This window comes from Aminobacterium mobile DSM 12262 (genome assembly GCF_000526395.1).
Classification (GTDB): Bacteria; Synergistota; Synergistia; order Synergistales; family Aminobacteriaceae; genus Aminobacterium; species Aminobacterium mobile.
In genome coordinates, this window is record NZ_JAFZ01000001.1 from 746294 (window position 1) to 761416 (window position 15123).

At 45.1% G+C, this 15123-nt stretch carries 16 protein-coding genes; all 16 read left to right on the forward strand.

What is annotated here, in order from left to right; translation table 11 throughout:
* Window positions 1-14 precede the first annotated feature (14 nt).
* The 16 genes from K360_RS10450 (at window position 15) to K360_RS0103650 (ending at window position 15020) form a co-directional block, all read left to right on the forward strand.
* On the forward strand, window positions 15-665 hold the full coding sequence (locus tag K360_RS10450) for a nucleotide exchange factor GrpE (protein ID WP_024821819.1): 651 nt from the start codon (window positions 15-17) through the stop codon (window positions 663-665).
* 44 nt (window positions 666-709) lie between these two features.
* Window positions 710-2539 carry a molecular chaperone DnaK gene (dnaK, locus tag K360_RS0103580; protein ID WP_024821820.1) on the forward strand — a complete coding sequence of 610 codons (1830 nt, stop codon included), beginning with the start codon at window positions 710-712 and terminating at the stop codon, window positions 2537-2539.
* Between the two features lie 13 nt (window positions 2540-2552).
* The gene (gene dnaJ, locus K360_RS0103585; protein ID WP_024821821.1) at window positions 2553-3695 is read left to right on the forward strand and encodes a molecular chaperone DnaJ; all 1143 of its coding nucleotides are present in this window, start codon (window positions 2553-2555) and stop codon (window positions 3693-3695) included.
* Between the two features lie 107 nt (window positions 3696-3802).
* A complete protein-coding gene (locus K360_RS0103590) occupies window positions 3803-4669 on the forward strand; it encodes a 50S ribosomal protein L11 methyltransferase (protein WP_024821822.1) in 867 nt (288 codons plus the stop codon).
* Window positions 4666-5967 (forward strand): tRNA (N(6)-L-threonylcarbamoyladenosine(37)-C(2))-methylthiotransferase MtaB, encoded by a 1302-nt coding sequence (gene mtaB / locus K360_RS0103595; RefSeq protein WP_024821823.1) that lies wholly within the window; start codon window positions 4666-4668, stop codon window positions 5965-5967. Before K360_RS0103590 ends, mtaB begins: the two co-directional genes overlap by 4 nt.
* 91 nt (window positions 5968-6058) lie before the next feature.
* Complete coding sequence (locus tag K360_RS0103600; protein ID WP_024821824.1) at window positions 6059-7621, forward strand: Hsp70 family protein; 1563 nt, start codon at window positions 6059-6061, stop codon at window positions 7619-7621.
* Entirely contained in the window at window positions 7618-8586 is a 969-nt protein-coding gene (locus K360_RS0103605; RefSeq protein ID WP_024821825.1) for a J domain-containing protein, read from the forward strand. The genes K360_RS0103600 and K360_RS0103605 overlap by 4 nt, the downstream gene beginning before the upstream one ends.
* Before the next feature lie 29 nt (window positions 8587-8615).
* Window positions 8616-8957 (forward strand): histidine triad nucleotide-binding protein, encoded by a 342-nt coding sequence (locus K360_RS0103610; protein ID WP_024821826.1) that lies wholly within the window; start codon window positions 8616-8618, stop codon window positions 8955-8957.
* Window positions 8958-8991: 34 nt separating this feature from the next.
* The gene (rpsU, locus tag K360_RS11180) at window positions 8992-9180 is read left to right on the forward strand and encodes a 30S ribosomal protein S21 (RefSeq protein WP_084043861.1); all 189 of its coding nucleotides are present in this window, start codon (window positions 8992-8994) and stop codon (window positions 9178-9180) included.
* Between the two features lie 6 nt (window positions 9181-9186).
* The gene (locus K360_RS0103620) at window positions 9187-9651 is read left to right on the forward strand and encodes a GatB/YqeY domain-containing protein (RefSeq protein ID WP_024821827.1); all 465 of its coding nucleotides are present in this window, start codon (window positions 9187-9189) and stop codon (window positions 9649-9651) included.
* Between the two features lie 67 nt (window positions 9652-9718).
* Window positions 9719-10183, forward strand: a complete 465-nt coding sequence (gene nrdR / locus K360_RS0103625) for a transcriptional regulator NrdR (protein ID WP_024821828.1) — start codon at window positions 9719-9721, stop codon at window positions 10181-10183.
* A 165-nt stretch (window positions 10184-10348) separates the two neighbouring features.
* The gene (locus tag K360_RS0103630) at window positions 10349-11482 is read left to right on the forward strand and encodes an ABC transporter substrate-binding protein (protein WP_024821829.1); all 1134 of its coding nucleotides are present in this window, start codon (window positions 10349-10351) and stop codon (window positions 11480-11482) included.
* A gap of 98 nt (window positions 11483-11580) precedes the next feature.
* Window positions 11581-12474, forward strand: coding sequence for a branched-chain amino acid ABC transporter permease (locus tag K360_RS0103635; protein ID WP_024821830.1), 894 nt, complete (start codon window positions 11581-11583; stop codon window positions 12472-12474).
* Window positions 12474-13520 (forward strand): branched-chain amino acid ABC transporter permease, encoded by a 1047-nt coding sequence (locus K360_RS0103640; protein WP_024821831.1) that lies wholly within the window; start codon window positions 12474-12476, stop codon window positions 13518-13520. Before K360_RS0103635 ends, K360_RS0103640 begins: the two co-directional genes overlap by 1 nt.
* Window positions 13517-14308: an ABC transporter ATP-binding protein gene (locus K360_RS0103645; RefSeq protein ID WP_024821832.1), complete on the forward strand. Its 792-nt coding sequence runs from the start codon at window positions 13517-13519 to the stop codon at window positions 14306-14308. Before K360_RS0103640 ends, K360_RS0103645 begins: the two co-directional genes overlap by 4 nt.
* Window positions 14301-15020 (forward strand): ABC transporter ATP-binding protein, encoded by a 720-nt coding sequence (locus tag K360_RS0103650; RefSeq protein WP_024821833.1) that lies wholly within the window; start codon window positions 14301-14303, stop codon window positions 15018-15020. Before K360_RS0103645 ends, K360_RS0103650 begins: the two co-directional genes overlap by 8 nt.
* Window positions 15021-15123 lie beyond the last annotated feature (103 nt).

Sequence of the window (15123 nt, forward strand, 5' to 3'; positions counted from 1 at the left end):
GGAGGTTCGATTCCATGGCCCGAGAAGAACAGGAAATGTGTCGTGAAACGAACTGTCAGCAGGGACAGGAAGCTCCACCTGAGGGAAAAATGGAGGAAGCAGGGCAGGAGGTTCTTGAGGTGCTGATTCAGGAAAAAAAGGAATTGGAAAAGGTTATAGAAGAAGTAAAAAAAGAAAACGAGATCCTTCGTACCGCTGCTGCATCTGCTCGTGCAGATTTTTATAACTATAAAAATAGAGTGGAACGAGAACGTGAAAGGTATATCCGCCTCGCGGAAGAAGATTTGGTAATGCAGCTGCTACCAGTTCTAGATAATCTCGACAGAGCTTTGGCACAACCTGACAATACAGAAGAACAGAATATTCGAGAAGGAGTATCTATGGTCCGGCGGCAGTTTTTGTCGGTGTTAGAGAAAGTGGGAGTCTCAGAAATACTGGCTGAAGGAGAGCCTTTTTCTCCAAGTTTTCATGAAGCAGTAGGTATAGAGCCAGTGGAAGAACCGGAAAAAGATGGCATCGTGGTTTTTGAACTACAACGGGGCTATAAAATGGCAGATAAGGTTATTCGCCCATCTCGAGTAAAGGTTGGAAAATACGTAGAACCCCAAAAAGCTCAAGAGTGTGAAAAAGATATTGTAAACGAAGACGATCAGTCTAAGGCATAGAAATATCTTAAATTGATTCTTTTTATTTTATAGAGGTGATAGGAATGTCAAAGGTAGTTGGTATAGACCTCGGAACAACAAATAGCTGTATAGCTGTTAAAGAGGGAGATAACGTAACTATTATTCCCAATGCGGAGGGAGCTCGGACGACTCCTTCTGTCGTGGCTTTTACAAAAGATGGAGAGCGTCTTGTAGGACAGCTTGCGAAACGACAAGCCATAGTTAATGCTGACCATACGATTATGTCTATCAAAAGAGATATGGGGTCTGAGGAAACAGTAAAAATTGACGGTAAAGCATATACACCCCAAGAAATATCGGCCATGGTTCTACAGAAACTTAAAAGAGACGCAGAAGATTATTTAGGCGAGCCAGTAACAAAAGCAGTTATTACCGTGCCCGCCTACTTTACCGATGCTCAGCGTCAAGCTACGAAAGATGCAGGAACTATTGCTGGTCTTGAAGTTCTTCGTATTATTAATGAGCCTACTGCAGCGTGTTTAGCCTATGGTGATAATAAACAGGGAGAGAGTAAAATTCTTGTTTTTGACCTTGGCGGGGGAACTTTTGATGTTTCCATTCTTGACGTAGGCGAAGGAGTATACGAAGTTCTCGCTACTTCTGGTGATAACCGCCTTGGCGGTGATGATTGGGATAATCGCATAGTGGAATGGATGGTAGCAGAGTTTAAAAAGACTGAAGGTATTGATCTCAATAATGATCGGATGGCTTTGCAGCGTTTACGTGAAGCGGCAGAGAAGGCGAAGATTGAATTGACATCTATGCCGGAAACCACTATCTCTCTTCCATTCATCACAGCTAATGAAACTGGACCTAAACATTTGGAAATGTCCTTGTCACGGGCTAAGTTTGAAGAGCTGACAAGAGATCTAATGACTCGCGTAGAAGGGCCTGTAAAACGCGCATTAAGTGATTCGGGGCTTTCTACGAACGAAATTAACAAGGTGTTGTTGGTCGGTGGCTCATCCCGTATGCCTATGGTTCAGAAAAAAATTCAGGAGCTTCTGGGGAAAGAGCCTTCTAAGGGGATCAATCCTGATGAATGTGTAGCTGCTGGAGCAGCTCTGCAGGGAGCAATTCTTTCTGGAGATCATAAAGATATTGTTCTAGTGGATGTAACTCCCCTATCTCTTGGAATTGAGACTTTAGGTGGTGTCTTTACAAAAATAATAGAGAGAAATACGGCTATTCCTGTTTCTCGAAGCCAGGTTTTCTCTACTGCCTCTGATAATCAGAACCAGGTGGAAATAGTAGTTTTACAGGGAGAGCGGCCTATGGCCGCAGATAACGTGAAGTTAGGCAGCTTTACGCTTGATGGAATTCCGCCAGCACCTCGCGGTATTCCCCAGATTGAAGTTACGTTTAATATAGACGTTAATGGAATTTTAAATGTTTCCGCTAAAGATAAGGGTACAGGGAAAGAGCAGAAGGTTACGATTCAGTCGTCCAGGCTCTCTGATGATGAGATTGAAAAAATGAAAAAACAGGCTGAAGAGCACGAGAAAGACGATCTTCAGCGTAGAGATGCGGCTGAAGTGAAGAACGAATCCGATGGTGTTGTCTATCAGGCTGAAAAGCTGATGAAAGACCATGGAGATAAAATGTCAGCTGAGGAAAAGGGAACAATCAACTCTGCCGTTGATAATTTAAAGAAAGCTATTGAAGGTGACGATACAGAGAAAATGAAAGCCGCCAAAGATGCTCTCCTCAAAGAAGTTCAGGAATTTTCGGCACGACTTTATAGCCAGGCCGAATCTGCTGATTCAACGAGTGGGCAGCAGAGTGAAAATTCTCATAGCCAAGAAACAGGGGAAACAGTTGACGCTGAATTCAGCGATCATGGTCAGGCGTAAGGAGTGATCTGAGGTGCCATCTCCCGGCGCGCAGGAAGATTTTTACGAGATACTTGGCGTTCCCCGGGATGCCTCTGCAGCTGATATAAAAAAGGCCTATCGGCGGCTTGTTCGTAAGTACCATCCCGATGCGAACCCTGGGAATATGGAGGCCGAAGAAAAGTTCAAGAAAATTAATGCGGCCTATGAAGTGTTGAGTGACTCGCAAAAGCGGGCACAGTACGATCAGTTTGGAACAGTAGGAGACATGCCTCCAGGCGGGGGTCCCTTTGAGGGCTTCGGCGGGATGGGCGATATGTTTGGGGATATTTTTGAGAATATCTTTGGTGGGGGAATGGGGCGGCGAAGGGCTGACCCTCGAGCCCCTCGCCGTGGTGCAGATCTTGAAATGGCTCTTTCCATTTCTTTGGAAGATGCAGCTCGCGGCATCGAGCCGGAAGTGGAAATACCTCGATGGGAGAATTGTAGCCGTTGTGGCGGCTCTGGAGCAGAACCTGGAACAACTCCGGAAACATGCTCTCGTTGTGGTGGCACTGGGCAAATAGAGACGCGCCAGCAGACGCCTTTTGGTCAATTTGTATCCGTTACTACGTGTCCTCAGTGCGGTGGATCTGGACAGTTTATCAAACAAAAATGCAGCCAGTGTGGCGGTCAGGGACGGCAGAAAGTTCCCCACCGTCTGAAAGTTCGCATACCAGCTGGCGTAGATACAGGCACAAGGCTGCGTATTCATGGAGAAGGCGAAGTTGGCTTTAATGGAGGTCCTCCAGGGGATCTTTTCCTTGTAATTCAGGTGAAAGACCATCCTGTTTTCAAAAGAGACGAGGGGGATCTCCATCGGAAGACAGTGCTAGCCTTTCCTATGGCTGCTCTTGGGGGCTCAATTGAGGTTGAGACGCTCATTGATGGAGTGGAGAAACTTGAAATTCCAGCAGGGACTCAGCCAGGTAAGGTTTTTAGACTTCGGGGTAAAGGGATGCCCAGGCTTCGAGGTGGACGAGGAAGAGGGGATTTATTTGTTCATGTAACGATCGATATTCCCACTCGTTTAACTGAAAAGCAGCGGGCTCTCATTGAAGGATTAGCGAAAGAGATGGAATTAGATGTTAAGGATGAGGGGCTCTTCTCTAAATTCAGAAACATCTTTGGTTCTTGAGGTATAGCTGTAAAATCCTTCCATACGTGATAGACTCGACGTCAATCGGGGAGGCTTGAAGCCTCCCCGATTTTTCACAGGATTTTTCTAAAAGAGGAGGACACATCATGACCAAGGGAGATAGCTTTTGGTGGTACATTACCCTTGAAGCTACATTAGAGCTTGAAGAAGTGCTGTCTTCACTTGCCGATCTTTCTGGAGGTATTGGTTCTGAAGAGCATGAGAGTTCTGGCAGCGTCAGAATGAGGATTTATTACCGCACCTTCCAAGATTTAGGCTATTGGCTTGAAGAGTTGAATAGATACTTAGGTTCATGGCCAGGGGTATCTGTTGTAGATATGGGAAAAATAGAGAACAGACAATGGCATACAGAGTGGAAAGAGGCTTTTCCTCCTCTCCCTGTGGGGGAGCGGTTTGTGGTTTTAGCTCCATGGCATAGAGGAAGCGAACCTCAGGATAGAATCCCTCTCTATATATATCCAGGCTCCGCTTTTGGTACTGGATATCATGAAAGCACGCAAATAGCGTTGTCCCTCCTTGAGAAATATATGCGGCCTGATTTTGATGTAGCAGATATTGGCACAGGGTCTGGCATCCTTTTTATTGGAGCTGTTCGGCTTGGTGCCCGTCATGTCTATGCTCGAGATTTGGATCCGGCGGTGCTGGATGAGGTCTTGAATAATATGGAACTTAACGGCGTCTATAAAGAGGATGTAGACTTGCAGGAGGGGGATCTCCTTAAGGGGTTTCATGAAACAGTGGATATCCTTATGGCTAATATAGTTATTGAGCCTCTTCTCACAATGCTTCCAAGCGTACCTGCCGCATTGAAAGAGGATGGGATAGCTATCTTTTCCGGTTTATTACTGAAGGAAAAGGAAACCTTCATAAAAGCGTTGAAAGAAATAGGTCTTGAGATTATTGACGACGTAGCTTGCAATGATTGGTGGGGGGTAGCAGTAACGAAAAAATGAAGAGATCGTTAATAAACAAGCGAATAGTCATAATAGCCATGGGGTGCAGAACAAATCAGTCTGAAGCCGATGCCCTAGCCTCTATGCTCGAGGCTTTTGGCGCTCATATTGTCTCTTCGCCTCCTTATGATGGAGCTATTCTGGTTTCTTGTACTGTTACTTCTATGGCAGATAAAAAGAGCCGTCAGTTTGCAAGACGGTTGCGACGTGAATCGAAAGATGCTGTTATAGTGGCGTGCGGATGTTGGGCTCAGAAAGTGCCTTCTCAGATAGCTCAAGGCCTTGGTGTGGATATTCTTGTTGGCACGAGACAAAAAGCGAGTATCCCGACCCTTATGGAGGAAGCCTTCGAGAAGAAAAATAATATCTTTACTGATTTACGCAGTGATGTTCTTTACGATTCCTCGTGGGATCCTCTTTTTCAAAGGCATCCTCTCTTGCATACTCGGGCTTTCGTCAAAGTACAAGACGGATGCAATCATTTTTGTTCGTATTGCATCATCCCTTTCGTGCGAGGCAAACCAGTGAGCCGTCCATGGCAGGATGTACTGAATGAGGTCCATTCTATAGTGGATTCAGGATGTTCAGAGGTAGTCCTTACTGGTGTCCACCTTGGCTTATATGGTGCTTATGGCGAAATTTCTCTGGGAGAGCTTGTCCGTCGGATTGGTTCTGTTCCAGGTGTTCGTCGGATACGCTTCGGGTCTCTTGAACCTTTCGGTATTGATGACACCTTGTTATCTGCCCTTGCTGAAACTCCTCAATTTTGTCCTCATTTGCACCTTCCGTTACAGAGTGGGGATGATGATGTTCTCGAAAGGATGGGAAGAGGCTATACTGTCTCCGATTTTATGGCGTCTGTAAAAAGGATCCGCTCTTTTCTGGGCGAGCGAGTTCATATCAGTACTGATATCCTTGTAGGATTTCCTGGAGAAAGCGACAGGGCTTTTCGTAATACCCTCCGTATAATGGACGAGATAGGTTTGGGGAAAGTACATGTCTTCCCTTACTCTATTCGACAGGGAACGCGAGCTGCATCTTTTAAGGAGCAAATTCCTCGGGAGATTGCTCAGGAACGAGTTCATCAAACCATAACAAAAGGTGAGGAATTGTTGAAATCTTATTGTAGCCAATGGCTGGGAAAAGATATCCCAATTCTTGTGGAAGAAGTGTCGGATGGCAGATCTACTGGCCTTACTCCCTTTTTTGTAAAAGTAGAAACTGCCCAAAAATTTTCTATAGGAGATATTGTGACAGTTCGCCCTTTCTCCTACGCTTCCGAATCTCTTCGAGCATAACTCTTACTCTCTGAAAATAAGATGTTTGGCTGGTATAATAAACTATGTAATATGAAATATATTGTTGTTTTTTGGAAGGCGGTCTGTAGGTATGAAGTATCCGATGCTTGGAATAGACCTTGGCACCCGTTATGCCATGACAGCCTGTAATATTGATGGGAATGTGGAGGTTTTGCCTAGCCGGTGGGGGATGAAACGCACCCCTTCTGTGGTTTCCTGGAGTCCCTCTGGTTGGGTTGCCGGCGAAGAGGCGGCGCGAAGAGAGATAGCCCATCCTGAGGTAACCTTTTGGGATATGAAACGGCAAATAAGCCGACAAGGAAAAATTCGCTGTGGTTGGCGTTGTTTTGCGCCAGAAGAAGTTTTGGTCCCTTTACTTGTTTTGTTGCGAGAAGATGCGGAAGCGGTTCTGAACCGTTTTGTAACTGCATGCGTTCTAACCGTCCCTTCTGCTTTTAGCTTTGCGGAACGCCAGGCGATTGCTCGTGCTGCCTATTCTGCGGGGTTTGAGTCTTTGCGTATCATTAACGAACCTACAGCAGCAGCTTTTGCATATGGGAAAGAAGGAGTTTCTCTCGTTGTAGATTTTGGAGCTGGAACTGTAGATGTTTCAGTTGTAGAAATGGAAAAGGGAGTTTGGCAAGTGTTGGAAAGCGTTGGAGATTCTACTATCGGTGGCCGAGAAATTGATTTTTTGATGGCCCGGCTTTTAGAAAAACGACTTCTTTTGAGCACAGAGGCGCTTCCTGCAGATGATAGCATGTGGCGTTATCTTTTAGGAGAGGCTGAAAACATAAAAATAGCCCTCTCTTCATGTTCAAACTATACGTGGCAACCAACGCAGGCCCTTTCTCGTTCCTCTCATTCTATAAATATATCTCGTCATGAGTTCGAAGAGCTCATTCGCCCCATGGTCCTTCAGGTGGCTACAATAGTTTTCCAGCTTTGGGAAAAATATACTCCAAGTCATTTGCTGCTTGTTGGGGGAAGTAGTCGCATCCCTTTTTTCCGATCTGTTTTAGAGTCGAAAGTGGCTCATCCAGAGTATGTGAGTCAATGCCCAGACGAAGCTATCGCCATGGGAGCAGCTCTTTTTGGCTCGGCAACAGAAGGACGTTTCCTTATAGATGTTCTCTCTCAAAGTTTGGGGATAGTTTCTGCGGAGGGGAATTTTGTTCCTGTTTTGGAAAAAGGCCTTCCTTTGCCATGTAGAGCTACCCGCCATTTTGTTAGCGTTGGAAATGGACGTATAGATTTGGAAATAGTGCAGGGTGAAGCCGAGAGCCCTGGATGGATGGTTCTGAATCGAGTTTTTGTCGATTCTCTCAAAAAAGGTGAAGAAGTGGATCTTTACTTCTCTGTAGATTCTGGAGGACTCCTTTCTATACAGCTGAGACGAGAGTCTGGAGAGTTGTTCGATATCCCTCCCTTCTCTGTGGATGAGTGTCTGGCACATAGTGAAGAAAATCCTCCCGAACTTAAAGAAATAGAGAAACGATTGGCTAGATTGGCCCTCCCCCTATCAGCCTCGCAGCAGAGTAGGTTGATGGCTCTTGTCGGATCGGCTGGAGCGCTGGTGGAGCAGAGTTGTTACGGAGAAGCGGTGGAGCTATTGTCTCACCTAGCTGACAATATGGAGAGGATCTCTTTATGATGGACGCGTCTATTCGGCTCGAGGAGAGTCTCGCTGTTCTTGGTCTCATGTCTGGGGCTTCAATGAAAGATATCCGCTCTGCTTTTCGACAGTTGGCCAGAACTTGCCATCCAGACATAGCTGGACCTCAGGCAGCGCCTCAATTTGAAAAAATCACAGCGGCTTATATGTTTCTTAAATCTAAGGAATCTGATGTAGCTACGCTGAGACAGGGAGGAGGGGCCTGGAAACAGGGCAGGGCGCGCAATACGCAGCAACAACCTGAGAGAGAGACAGCTCAGAACACAAAAAACTCCGAACGAATCCGTCAGCTGCGGTTAGAAAAAATTCTTGTGGACACGGAACTAAAGATGGCTCATTTGCTTGAACGTGCACAGGAAGTTGATGGTAAAACAGATCTTGCGAGATCGCAGCAAAGACTTCTAAGTACTCATCCTGCAGTGCGTCGTTTAGCGGCGGGATTTTTGATAAAATATTTCGATCAGCCTGGCGTAGCAGAAAGTTTTGTCAACATGGCGGATAGATATCCAGAAGACGAAGATTCTTTGACACTGATTTTTGAAGGGATATTTTATCAGCCGGTACTTCTGACTTTTGCTGAAGCTGTTTCAGCTAAAGCCTGTCAGGTTTCTGAAAAAGCGGCTTTATCATATTTACGATGGATAGGCAATGTGCCTTGTAGAGAATCTCTTTTACAGCGGTTTCTCTCCCATCCTTCTGTAGAAGTTATAGTGAAAGCACTCAGCCGCTGGCCTTATAATGGAGAAGCTCCTGATGAAATCAGCGTATTACGATTGTTGAGAAGCGATGATGAAAGGATCTTGGTGCCACTCTTACAAATTTTAAAGAGAAAAGGATGTCCCGAATGGGCAATGGGAAGGGTTTGCCTTTTGGCTCGTTCTCATAATGCTCCAGCTGTACGAGTTTGGGCGGGGTCTATTGTCCGGAAGAAAAATCTGGTATAGAATAGCCTGAAGTTGAGAGGTGGGTTGTAGTGGACAGGAGTTGCATTTTTTGCAAGATTATTGAGAAATCAGTTAAAGCGGATGTTGTTTACGAAGATGCCCATGTTCTTGCGTTTAGGGATTTAAATCCTCAAGCTCCTGTACATGTGTTAATTGTTCCTAAACAGCATATCAGCTCTGCGGCTATGGTTAAAGAAGATGGGATGTGGGGCCATCTTATGGGGGCTGTAACTCTAGTAGCTAGAAGCCTTGGGCTTGAGGACAATGGTTATAGATTAGTAATCAACTGTGGTGCTCAGGCTGGACAGACAATCCCCCACCTTCATGTTCACCTGTTGGCGGGACGGTCGTTCCGCTGGCCACCAGGTTAGTTGATGTGGGTGGCACAGAAAGGGGGGATCCAGTATGACGACGATCATTCGGAGAGAAAATGAGTCCCTTGAGGATGCGCTAAGGCGTTTCAAGCGGGAGGTCTCTAAGGTTGGAACCCTTCGCGAAGCTCGGAAGCGAGAGCACTATGAAAAACCTAGCGAAGTTAAGAAAGCTAAAAGAGCCGAAGCTGCAAGAAAACGGCGGAGTAGATCCAGGGGGTAAGATAAGGTGAGCGAGCTGTTGGAACGTATTCAGAAAGATATTGTAACGGCGATGAAAGCTAGGCAAGAAATGGAACTTTCGACGTTACGTATGTTGAAAGCAGAAATACAGAAAGCCCAAACTGAAAAAGGGCGTTCCACGGAGCTTGCCGACGAGGATGTAGTTGCCCTTATTCAGCGGCTTATAAAACAAAGGCATGAATCAGCAGAGCAGTTTACAGCTGGCGGCGCTTCAGATCGAGCAGCGGAAGAGCTAAGGGAAGCGGCGTTCCTTGAGACGTTTCTTCCAGAACAACTGCCTGATGATGAATTGGACAATATGATCGAAAAGGCTGCAGCGGCGGTAAAGGCAACGGGCCCGAAAGATATGGGGCGCGTCATGGGGCGGATTATGAACGAGGTCCGAGGACGCGCCGAAGGGAAACGGGTAAAAACAAGGGTCCAGGCATATTTGCAGTCCCTAGTAGAGTAGCGTTTCAGAGTATAAAAGCCGGGTGACTGCCCGGCTTTTTCTTTTATGTATCTGGGGGAAGAAGAGAATGAGATGCCCAAAATGCAGTGCCATGGAGACGCGAGTTATAGAAACACGTACAGCCGATGAAGGTAGAGTTGTTCGTCGTCGTCGAGAATGTCCTGAATGTTTAGCCCGTTTTACCACTTATGAAAGAATCGAGGAGAAACGAACCTTACGGGTAGTCAAAAAGGACGGAAGACGGGAAATTTTTGATAGAGAAAAGATTACTCGCGGCATCAGTAAGGCTTGCGAGAAACTACCAGTTTCCTTAGAACAGATAGAAGAAGTTGTATCAAGGATTGAAGAGGGATTCCGTGCAAGTGGTGTTGGTGAAATCCCAGTCTCGATCATTGGAGAACGGGTAATGGAAGAATTAAAACACCTCAACAAAGTGGCATATGTTCGTTTCGCTTCCGTATACAGGGAATTCACAGATCTTTCGAGCTTTCAAAAAGAAATAACACGTCTTGTGACAGAAAGAGAGCCATAAAACCGGCTCTCTTTCTGTGTATTTTCTGGTCCTTAATCTTTCCTCCACAAGCTTGCCATGTAGCTATTGTCATTCAAAAGAGAATTTACGTCATTGTCAGATTCGATCTTCGTGTATAATAGTATTATCTTTCTGGATCTTATTTTTAAAGGAGGGGTACTGTTCATGAAGTTGAGAAGGGTAGCATTGGCATTGATGGTAGTGTTGCTTCTTGGCGGTGTGGCGTTCGCAGAGGATACTATTCGTATCGGTGTATATCTTCCTCTTACAGGGCAAAATGCCTTTGGCGGGCAGTTGGAACTGGACGGTGTGAAGATGGCTCACCAAGAGTTTCCAGAAATTCTAGGGAAAAAAGTGGAACTCTTTGTGGTGGACAATAAGTCCGATAAGGTAGAGTCAGCTAACGCTGTAAAAAGGCTGATTGAGAAGGAAAAAGTTGTAGCCATTATCGGAACCTATGGGTCCTCTCTTGCCATGGCTGGTGGGGAAGTTGCGGAAAAAGCCAGCATACCTGTTATGGGAACTTCTTGTACGAACCCCCTTGTAACTCAAGGTAAAAAATATTATTTCCGCGCCTGCTTTATTGACCCCTATCAGGGCGCTGCTGCTGCCACATATGCTATACGGGAATTGGGAGCTAAAAAAGCAGCTCTGCTTGTGGACGTTTCTAACGATTATAGCGTGGGTCTGGCTGGTTTCTTTAAGCAGTCTTTCCTCAAACTTAATGGAGAGATAGTATCTGAGCTGAAATATAATACTGGTGACCAAGACTTTACGGCACAGCTTACTGAAATAATCAGCAAAAAACCTGATATTATGTTTATTCCTTCTTATTTTGCAGAGGGAGCTATTATTATGAAACAAGCTGCGGAGCTCGGTGCTGAATTTAGAATTATGGGTGGCGATGCCATGGATAACCCGGAAATCGTTAGCATCGGCGGAGAGGCAGTAGAAGGATTCATGCATACAACTTTCCCGTACGATCCTTCTATGAAAGATATGAGCCCCATGGCACAAAAATTCACAGAGAATTGGAAAAAGCTCCATCCTGATAAGGATCCCAACGTAAATGCAGCCCTTGGTTACGACTCGTATCTTCTCGTCCTTGATGCCATAAAACGAGCTGGTGTAGCAGAACCCGAGGCCATAACAAAGGCCTTGACGGAGACCAAAGACTTCCCCGGCGTAACGGGCAATACCACGATTAATGAAACTCATGATGCTGAAAAAGAAGTGGGTATTGTAATGATTAAAGAAGGGAAGAAAACCTTCATCGGAACGGTTAAACCCGAAATGTAATAAGCCCTTTACTCCTCTTTTCGTATGATTCCATTTATACAGACGCAGAGGCAGGAGAACGCTAGTTCTCCTGCCTCTTAAACAAGGAGGAAGCTGCTGTGAGCCTGAATATGTTTATTCAGCATTTATTTAATGCCATTACTCTCGGGTCTCTGTACGGCCTTATTGCCATTGGCTATTCCATGGTTTATGGCATCTTGCGGCTTATCAATTTTGCTCATGGTGATATATTTATGCTTGGTGCGTATTTTGTTTTTTTTGCTATAGTACTTGCCAAATTACCATGGGGAGTAGCCGTAATTGTGGCCGTATTACTTTCCACTCTCTGCGGAATATTGGTGGATCGCGTGGCTTATAGGCCTCTACGGGATGCTCCTCGTATCTCCGCGCTTATTAGTGCTATAGGAGTTTCGTTTTTTATTGAGAACTTAGGCCTTGTAGTTTTTACGGGATTGCCTCGGCCTGTTATGCGCCCTGATTGGCTTGTGCGCATTATTAAGGTTGGTCAAATCAGAATTTTGCCTTTAGCTATACTTGTCCCTTCGGTTACCTTTCTTCTTGTCTTAGCTCTTCTTTGGGTTGTATATAAAACGAAACCGGGATTAGCCATGCGAGCAATTTCCAAAGATATAGAAACCACCAGACTTATGGGGGTTTCTGTAGATAAAGTTATTGCTTTCACATTTGCACTTGGCTCAGCTCTTGCTGCTGCTTCTGGCATTATGTGGGCCCTTCGATATCCTCAAATTAACCCTTTTATGGGGGTTGTCCCGGGTTTTAAGGCTTTTATCGCAGCTGTTTTTGGTGGCATTGGTTCTATTCAAGGGGCTGTGATAGGGGGCATGCTATTAGGTCTTATTGAAATTATGGTTGTCGCTTTTTTCCCGGCTCTTTCCGGGTATCGCGATGCTTTTGCTTTTATTCTTCTGATCGTAATCCTCCTCATTAAGCCGACAGGTCTTATGGGGGAGAAGCTGGAGGACAAGATCTGATGGATAAAAAAAGAAGGAACTTCATTTTGAACGTATGCGCTATAGGATTATTAGCTCTCGCACTTTACTGGGCTCAGGGAAATCTTGACGGGTATAAAATTCAGGTTATTAACTTAGTAGCGGTAAATGCAATTCTTGCACTGAGTCTTAACCTGATTTATGGTTTTACAGGAATGTTTTCTCTTGGACATGCTGGTTTTATGGCTATAGGGGCGTATGTGTGTGCAATCCTCATTCTTTCTCCGGCTCAAAAACAAGCCTTGTGGATTTTAGAGCCTATCATATGGCCCTTTTCCGTAATACGCGCTCCTTTCCTTATAGCTGTTTTAGCAGGCGGTCTTATTGCCGCTTTCTTTGGGTTGCTCATTGCTCTTCCAGTTCTTCGTCTCGGTGGTGACTATCTAGGTATTGCGACACTTGGCTTTTCAGAAATTATTCGTGTTGTATTAACGAATATAACACCAGTTACGAATGGTGCTTTGGGCATTAAAGGCATTCCGTCATATGCGAATATTTGGTGGAATTATGGATGGTTACTCTTTGCGTTGTACTTTATAGTTAAATTTATGAACAGCAACTTTGGAAATGTGTTGAAGGCTATTCGAGATGACGAAATAGCTGCCAAAAACATGGGAATTAATACGTTCAAATATCGGGTTATTTCTTTCACGATAGGAGCTTTTTTCGCAGGTATTGGCGGTGCTCTCATGGGAAGCCTTATTACCACGATAGACCCTAAAATGTTTGTTTTTACCCTTACTTTTAATGTGTTGATGATCACTGTCGCTGGCGGCTTAGGTTCTATTACCGGCAGCGTTATCGGGAGTATTATTATTACTATTCTTCTTGAATGGCTTCGTTTTGTGGAGAACCCCCTTACAATTGGCTCTTTTGAAATACCCGGCATTCCCGGCATGCGTATGGTCATTTTCTCTCTGGCCCTTATTTTCATTATCCTTTTCAGACGCGAAGGAATAATGGGGATGAGGGAGTTTGGATGGGACACAATGATATCCCGTTTTTCCAAAAGGGGGGAAACTAAGTGAATCAGCAGCGTGAGGTAGCTCTTCAAACTCAGAATATCACTATCCGCTTTGGCGGCCTTGTTGCTGTCAATAATTTTAACATGTCTGTCCCTCAAGGAAGCATTGTGGGGCTGATTGGTCCCAATGGCGCGGGAAAAACCACAGTCTTTAATATCATTACAGGTTTTTATAAACCTAGCGAGGGGAAGGTCTTTTTTCATGGTAAAGACATAACAGGACTTCGACCTCATACAGTTTGTCAGAGTGGGATTGCAAGAACGTTTCAGAATATTAGATTATTTAATAATGAGACGGTATTGCAAAATGTTATGATTGGATGTCATGTACGCCAAAAAAGCAAGTGGTGGATGGCGCCTTTTCCTGTCCCCTCTCTTATCCATGAAGAACAAGAGATCCGTGAAAAATCTCAAAAGCTCTTAGAAGCTGTAGATTTAGCCGAACAGGCTGAGGAAATATCGAGTTCCCTACCTTACGGAGATCAACGGCGTCTTGAGATAGCTCGAGCTCTCGCTACAGAACCGCATTTCCTTTTGCTTGACGAGCCAGCTGCAGGAATGAATCCCCAGGAAACGCAAGATCTCATGACTTTTATACGACGTATCAGGGACGAATTCAATGTGACAATTCTTCTTATAGAACATGATATGAGGGTTGTTATGGGTATTTGCGAGTATATTTGGGTTTTAGATTATGGGAAGCTCATTGCAGAAGGCGACCCGGAGGCTATCCAGTCGAATCCTCGAGTGATAGAAGCATACCTCGGAGAGGAGTACGGAAAAAATGCTTAAGATAGAGGATCTTCACGTCTATTATGGTGGCATTCATGCAGTGAAAGGGATTAATTTGACTATTCCTAAAGGGCAGATAGTAACCCTTATCGGAGCTAACGGTGCTGGAAAGAGCAGTACTATCCGCAGCATTGCTGGTTTAGTGAAATCGGCAAAAGGAAATATTCTTTTCACCGACACAGCTGGAAAGGAAGATAACCTCCTCGGTAAAACGCCAGAGCAGATTGTTAAACGAGGCATTGCCATGAGTCCAGAAGGCCGCCGGATCCTCCCTCAACTCACAGTGGAGGAAAATCTTCTTTTGGGAGCGTACATTCGAAATGATAAAGATGGGATACGAGAGGATGTAGAACATGTTTACTCTCTTTTTCCTAGACTGAAAGAACGGGCCTGGCAAAAAGGCGGTACTCTTTCTGGCGGCGAACAGCAAATGTTGGCTGTTGGACGGGCTCTTATGAGTCGCCCTGACCTTGTGATGATGGACGAGCCTTCTCTTGGGCTTGCCCCGATTTTGGTAAGGGAAGTTTTTGATATTATCAAGGAAATTAATGCTCAAGGGCGAACGGTTCTTCTTGTCGAGCAAAATGCGTACGCCGCGTTGAAAGTTGCCCATTATGCGTATATTCTGGAAGTGGGAAGTATTGTGCTGGAAGGAACAGGCGAAGAGTTACTGAAAGATCCCAAGGTTAAAGAGGCTTATTTGGGAGGGTAAGGAAGACTCAAAAACTTCTTTTTGTGAAGTCTCAGGGGACGGCGACTTGCCGTCCCCTTCGTTGTGTCATAATATGAGAGAGTTCTAGCTACTATATTTGGTT

Excerpts from the sequence above, each read along its gene's own strand:
- K360_RS10450 (WP_024821819.1), top strand. The coding sequence starts at position 15 with ATGGCCCGAGAAGAACAGGAAATGTGTCGTGAAACGAACTGTCAGCAG.
- dnaK (WP_024821820.1), top strand. The coding sequence starts at position 710 with ATGTCAAAGGTAGTTGGTATAGACCTCGGAACAACAAATAGCTGTATA.
- K360_RS0103590 (WP_024821822.1), top strand. The coding sequence starts at position 3,803 with ATGACCAAGGGAGATAGCTTTTGGTGGTACATTACCCTTGAAGCTACA.
- mtaB (WP_024821823.1), top strand. The coding sequence starts at position 4,666 with ATGAAGAGATCGTTAATAAACAAGCGAATAGTCATAATAGCCATGGGG.
- K360_RS0103600 (WP_024821824.1), top strand. The coding sequence starts at position 6,059 with ATGAAGTATCCGATGCTTGGAATAGACCTTGGCACCCGTTATGCCATG.
- K360_RS0103605 (WP_024821825.1), top strand. The coding sequence starts at position 7,618 with ATGATGGACGCGTCTATTCGGCTCGAGGAGAGTCTCGCTGTTCTTGGT.
- rpsU (WP_084043861.1), top strand. The coding sequence starts at position 8,992 with ATGACGACGATCATTCGGAGAGAAAATGAGTCCCTTGAGGATGCGCTA.
- nrdR (WP_024821828.1), top strand. The coding sequence starts at position 9,719 with ATGAGATGCCCAAAATGCAGTGCCATGGAGACGCGAGTTATAGAAACA.
- K360_RS0103630 (WP_024821829.1), top strand. The coding sequence starts at position 10,349 with ATGAAGTTGAGAAGGGTAGCATTGGCATTGATGGTAGTGTTGCTTCTT.
- K360_RS0103640 (WP_024821831.1), top strand. The coding sequence starts at position 12,474 with ATGGATAAAAAAAGAAGGAACTTCATTTTGAACGTATGCGCTATAGGA.
- K360_RS0103650 (WP_024821833.1), top strand. The coding sequence starts at position 14,301 with ATGCTTAAGATAGAGGATCTTCACGTCTATTATGGTGGCATTCATGCA.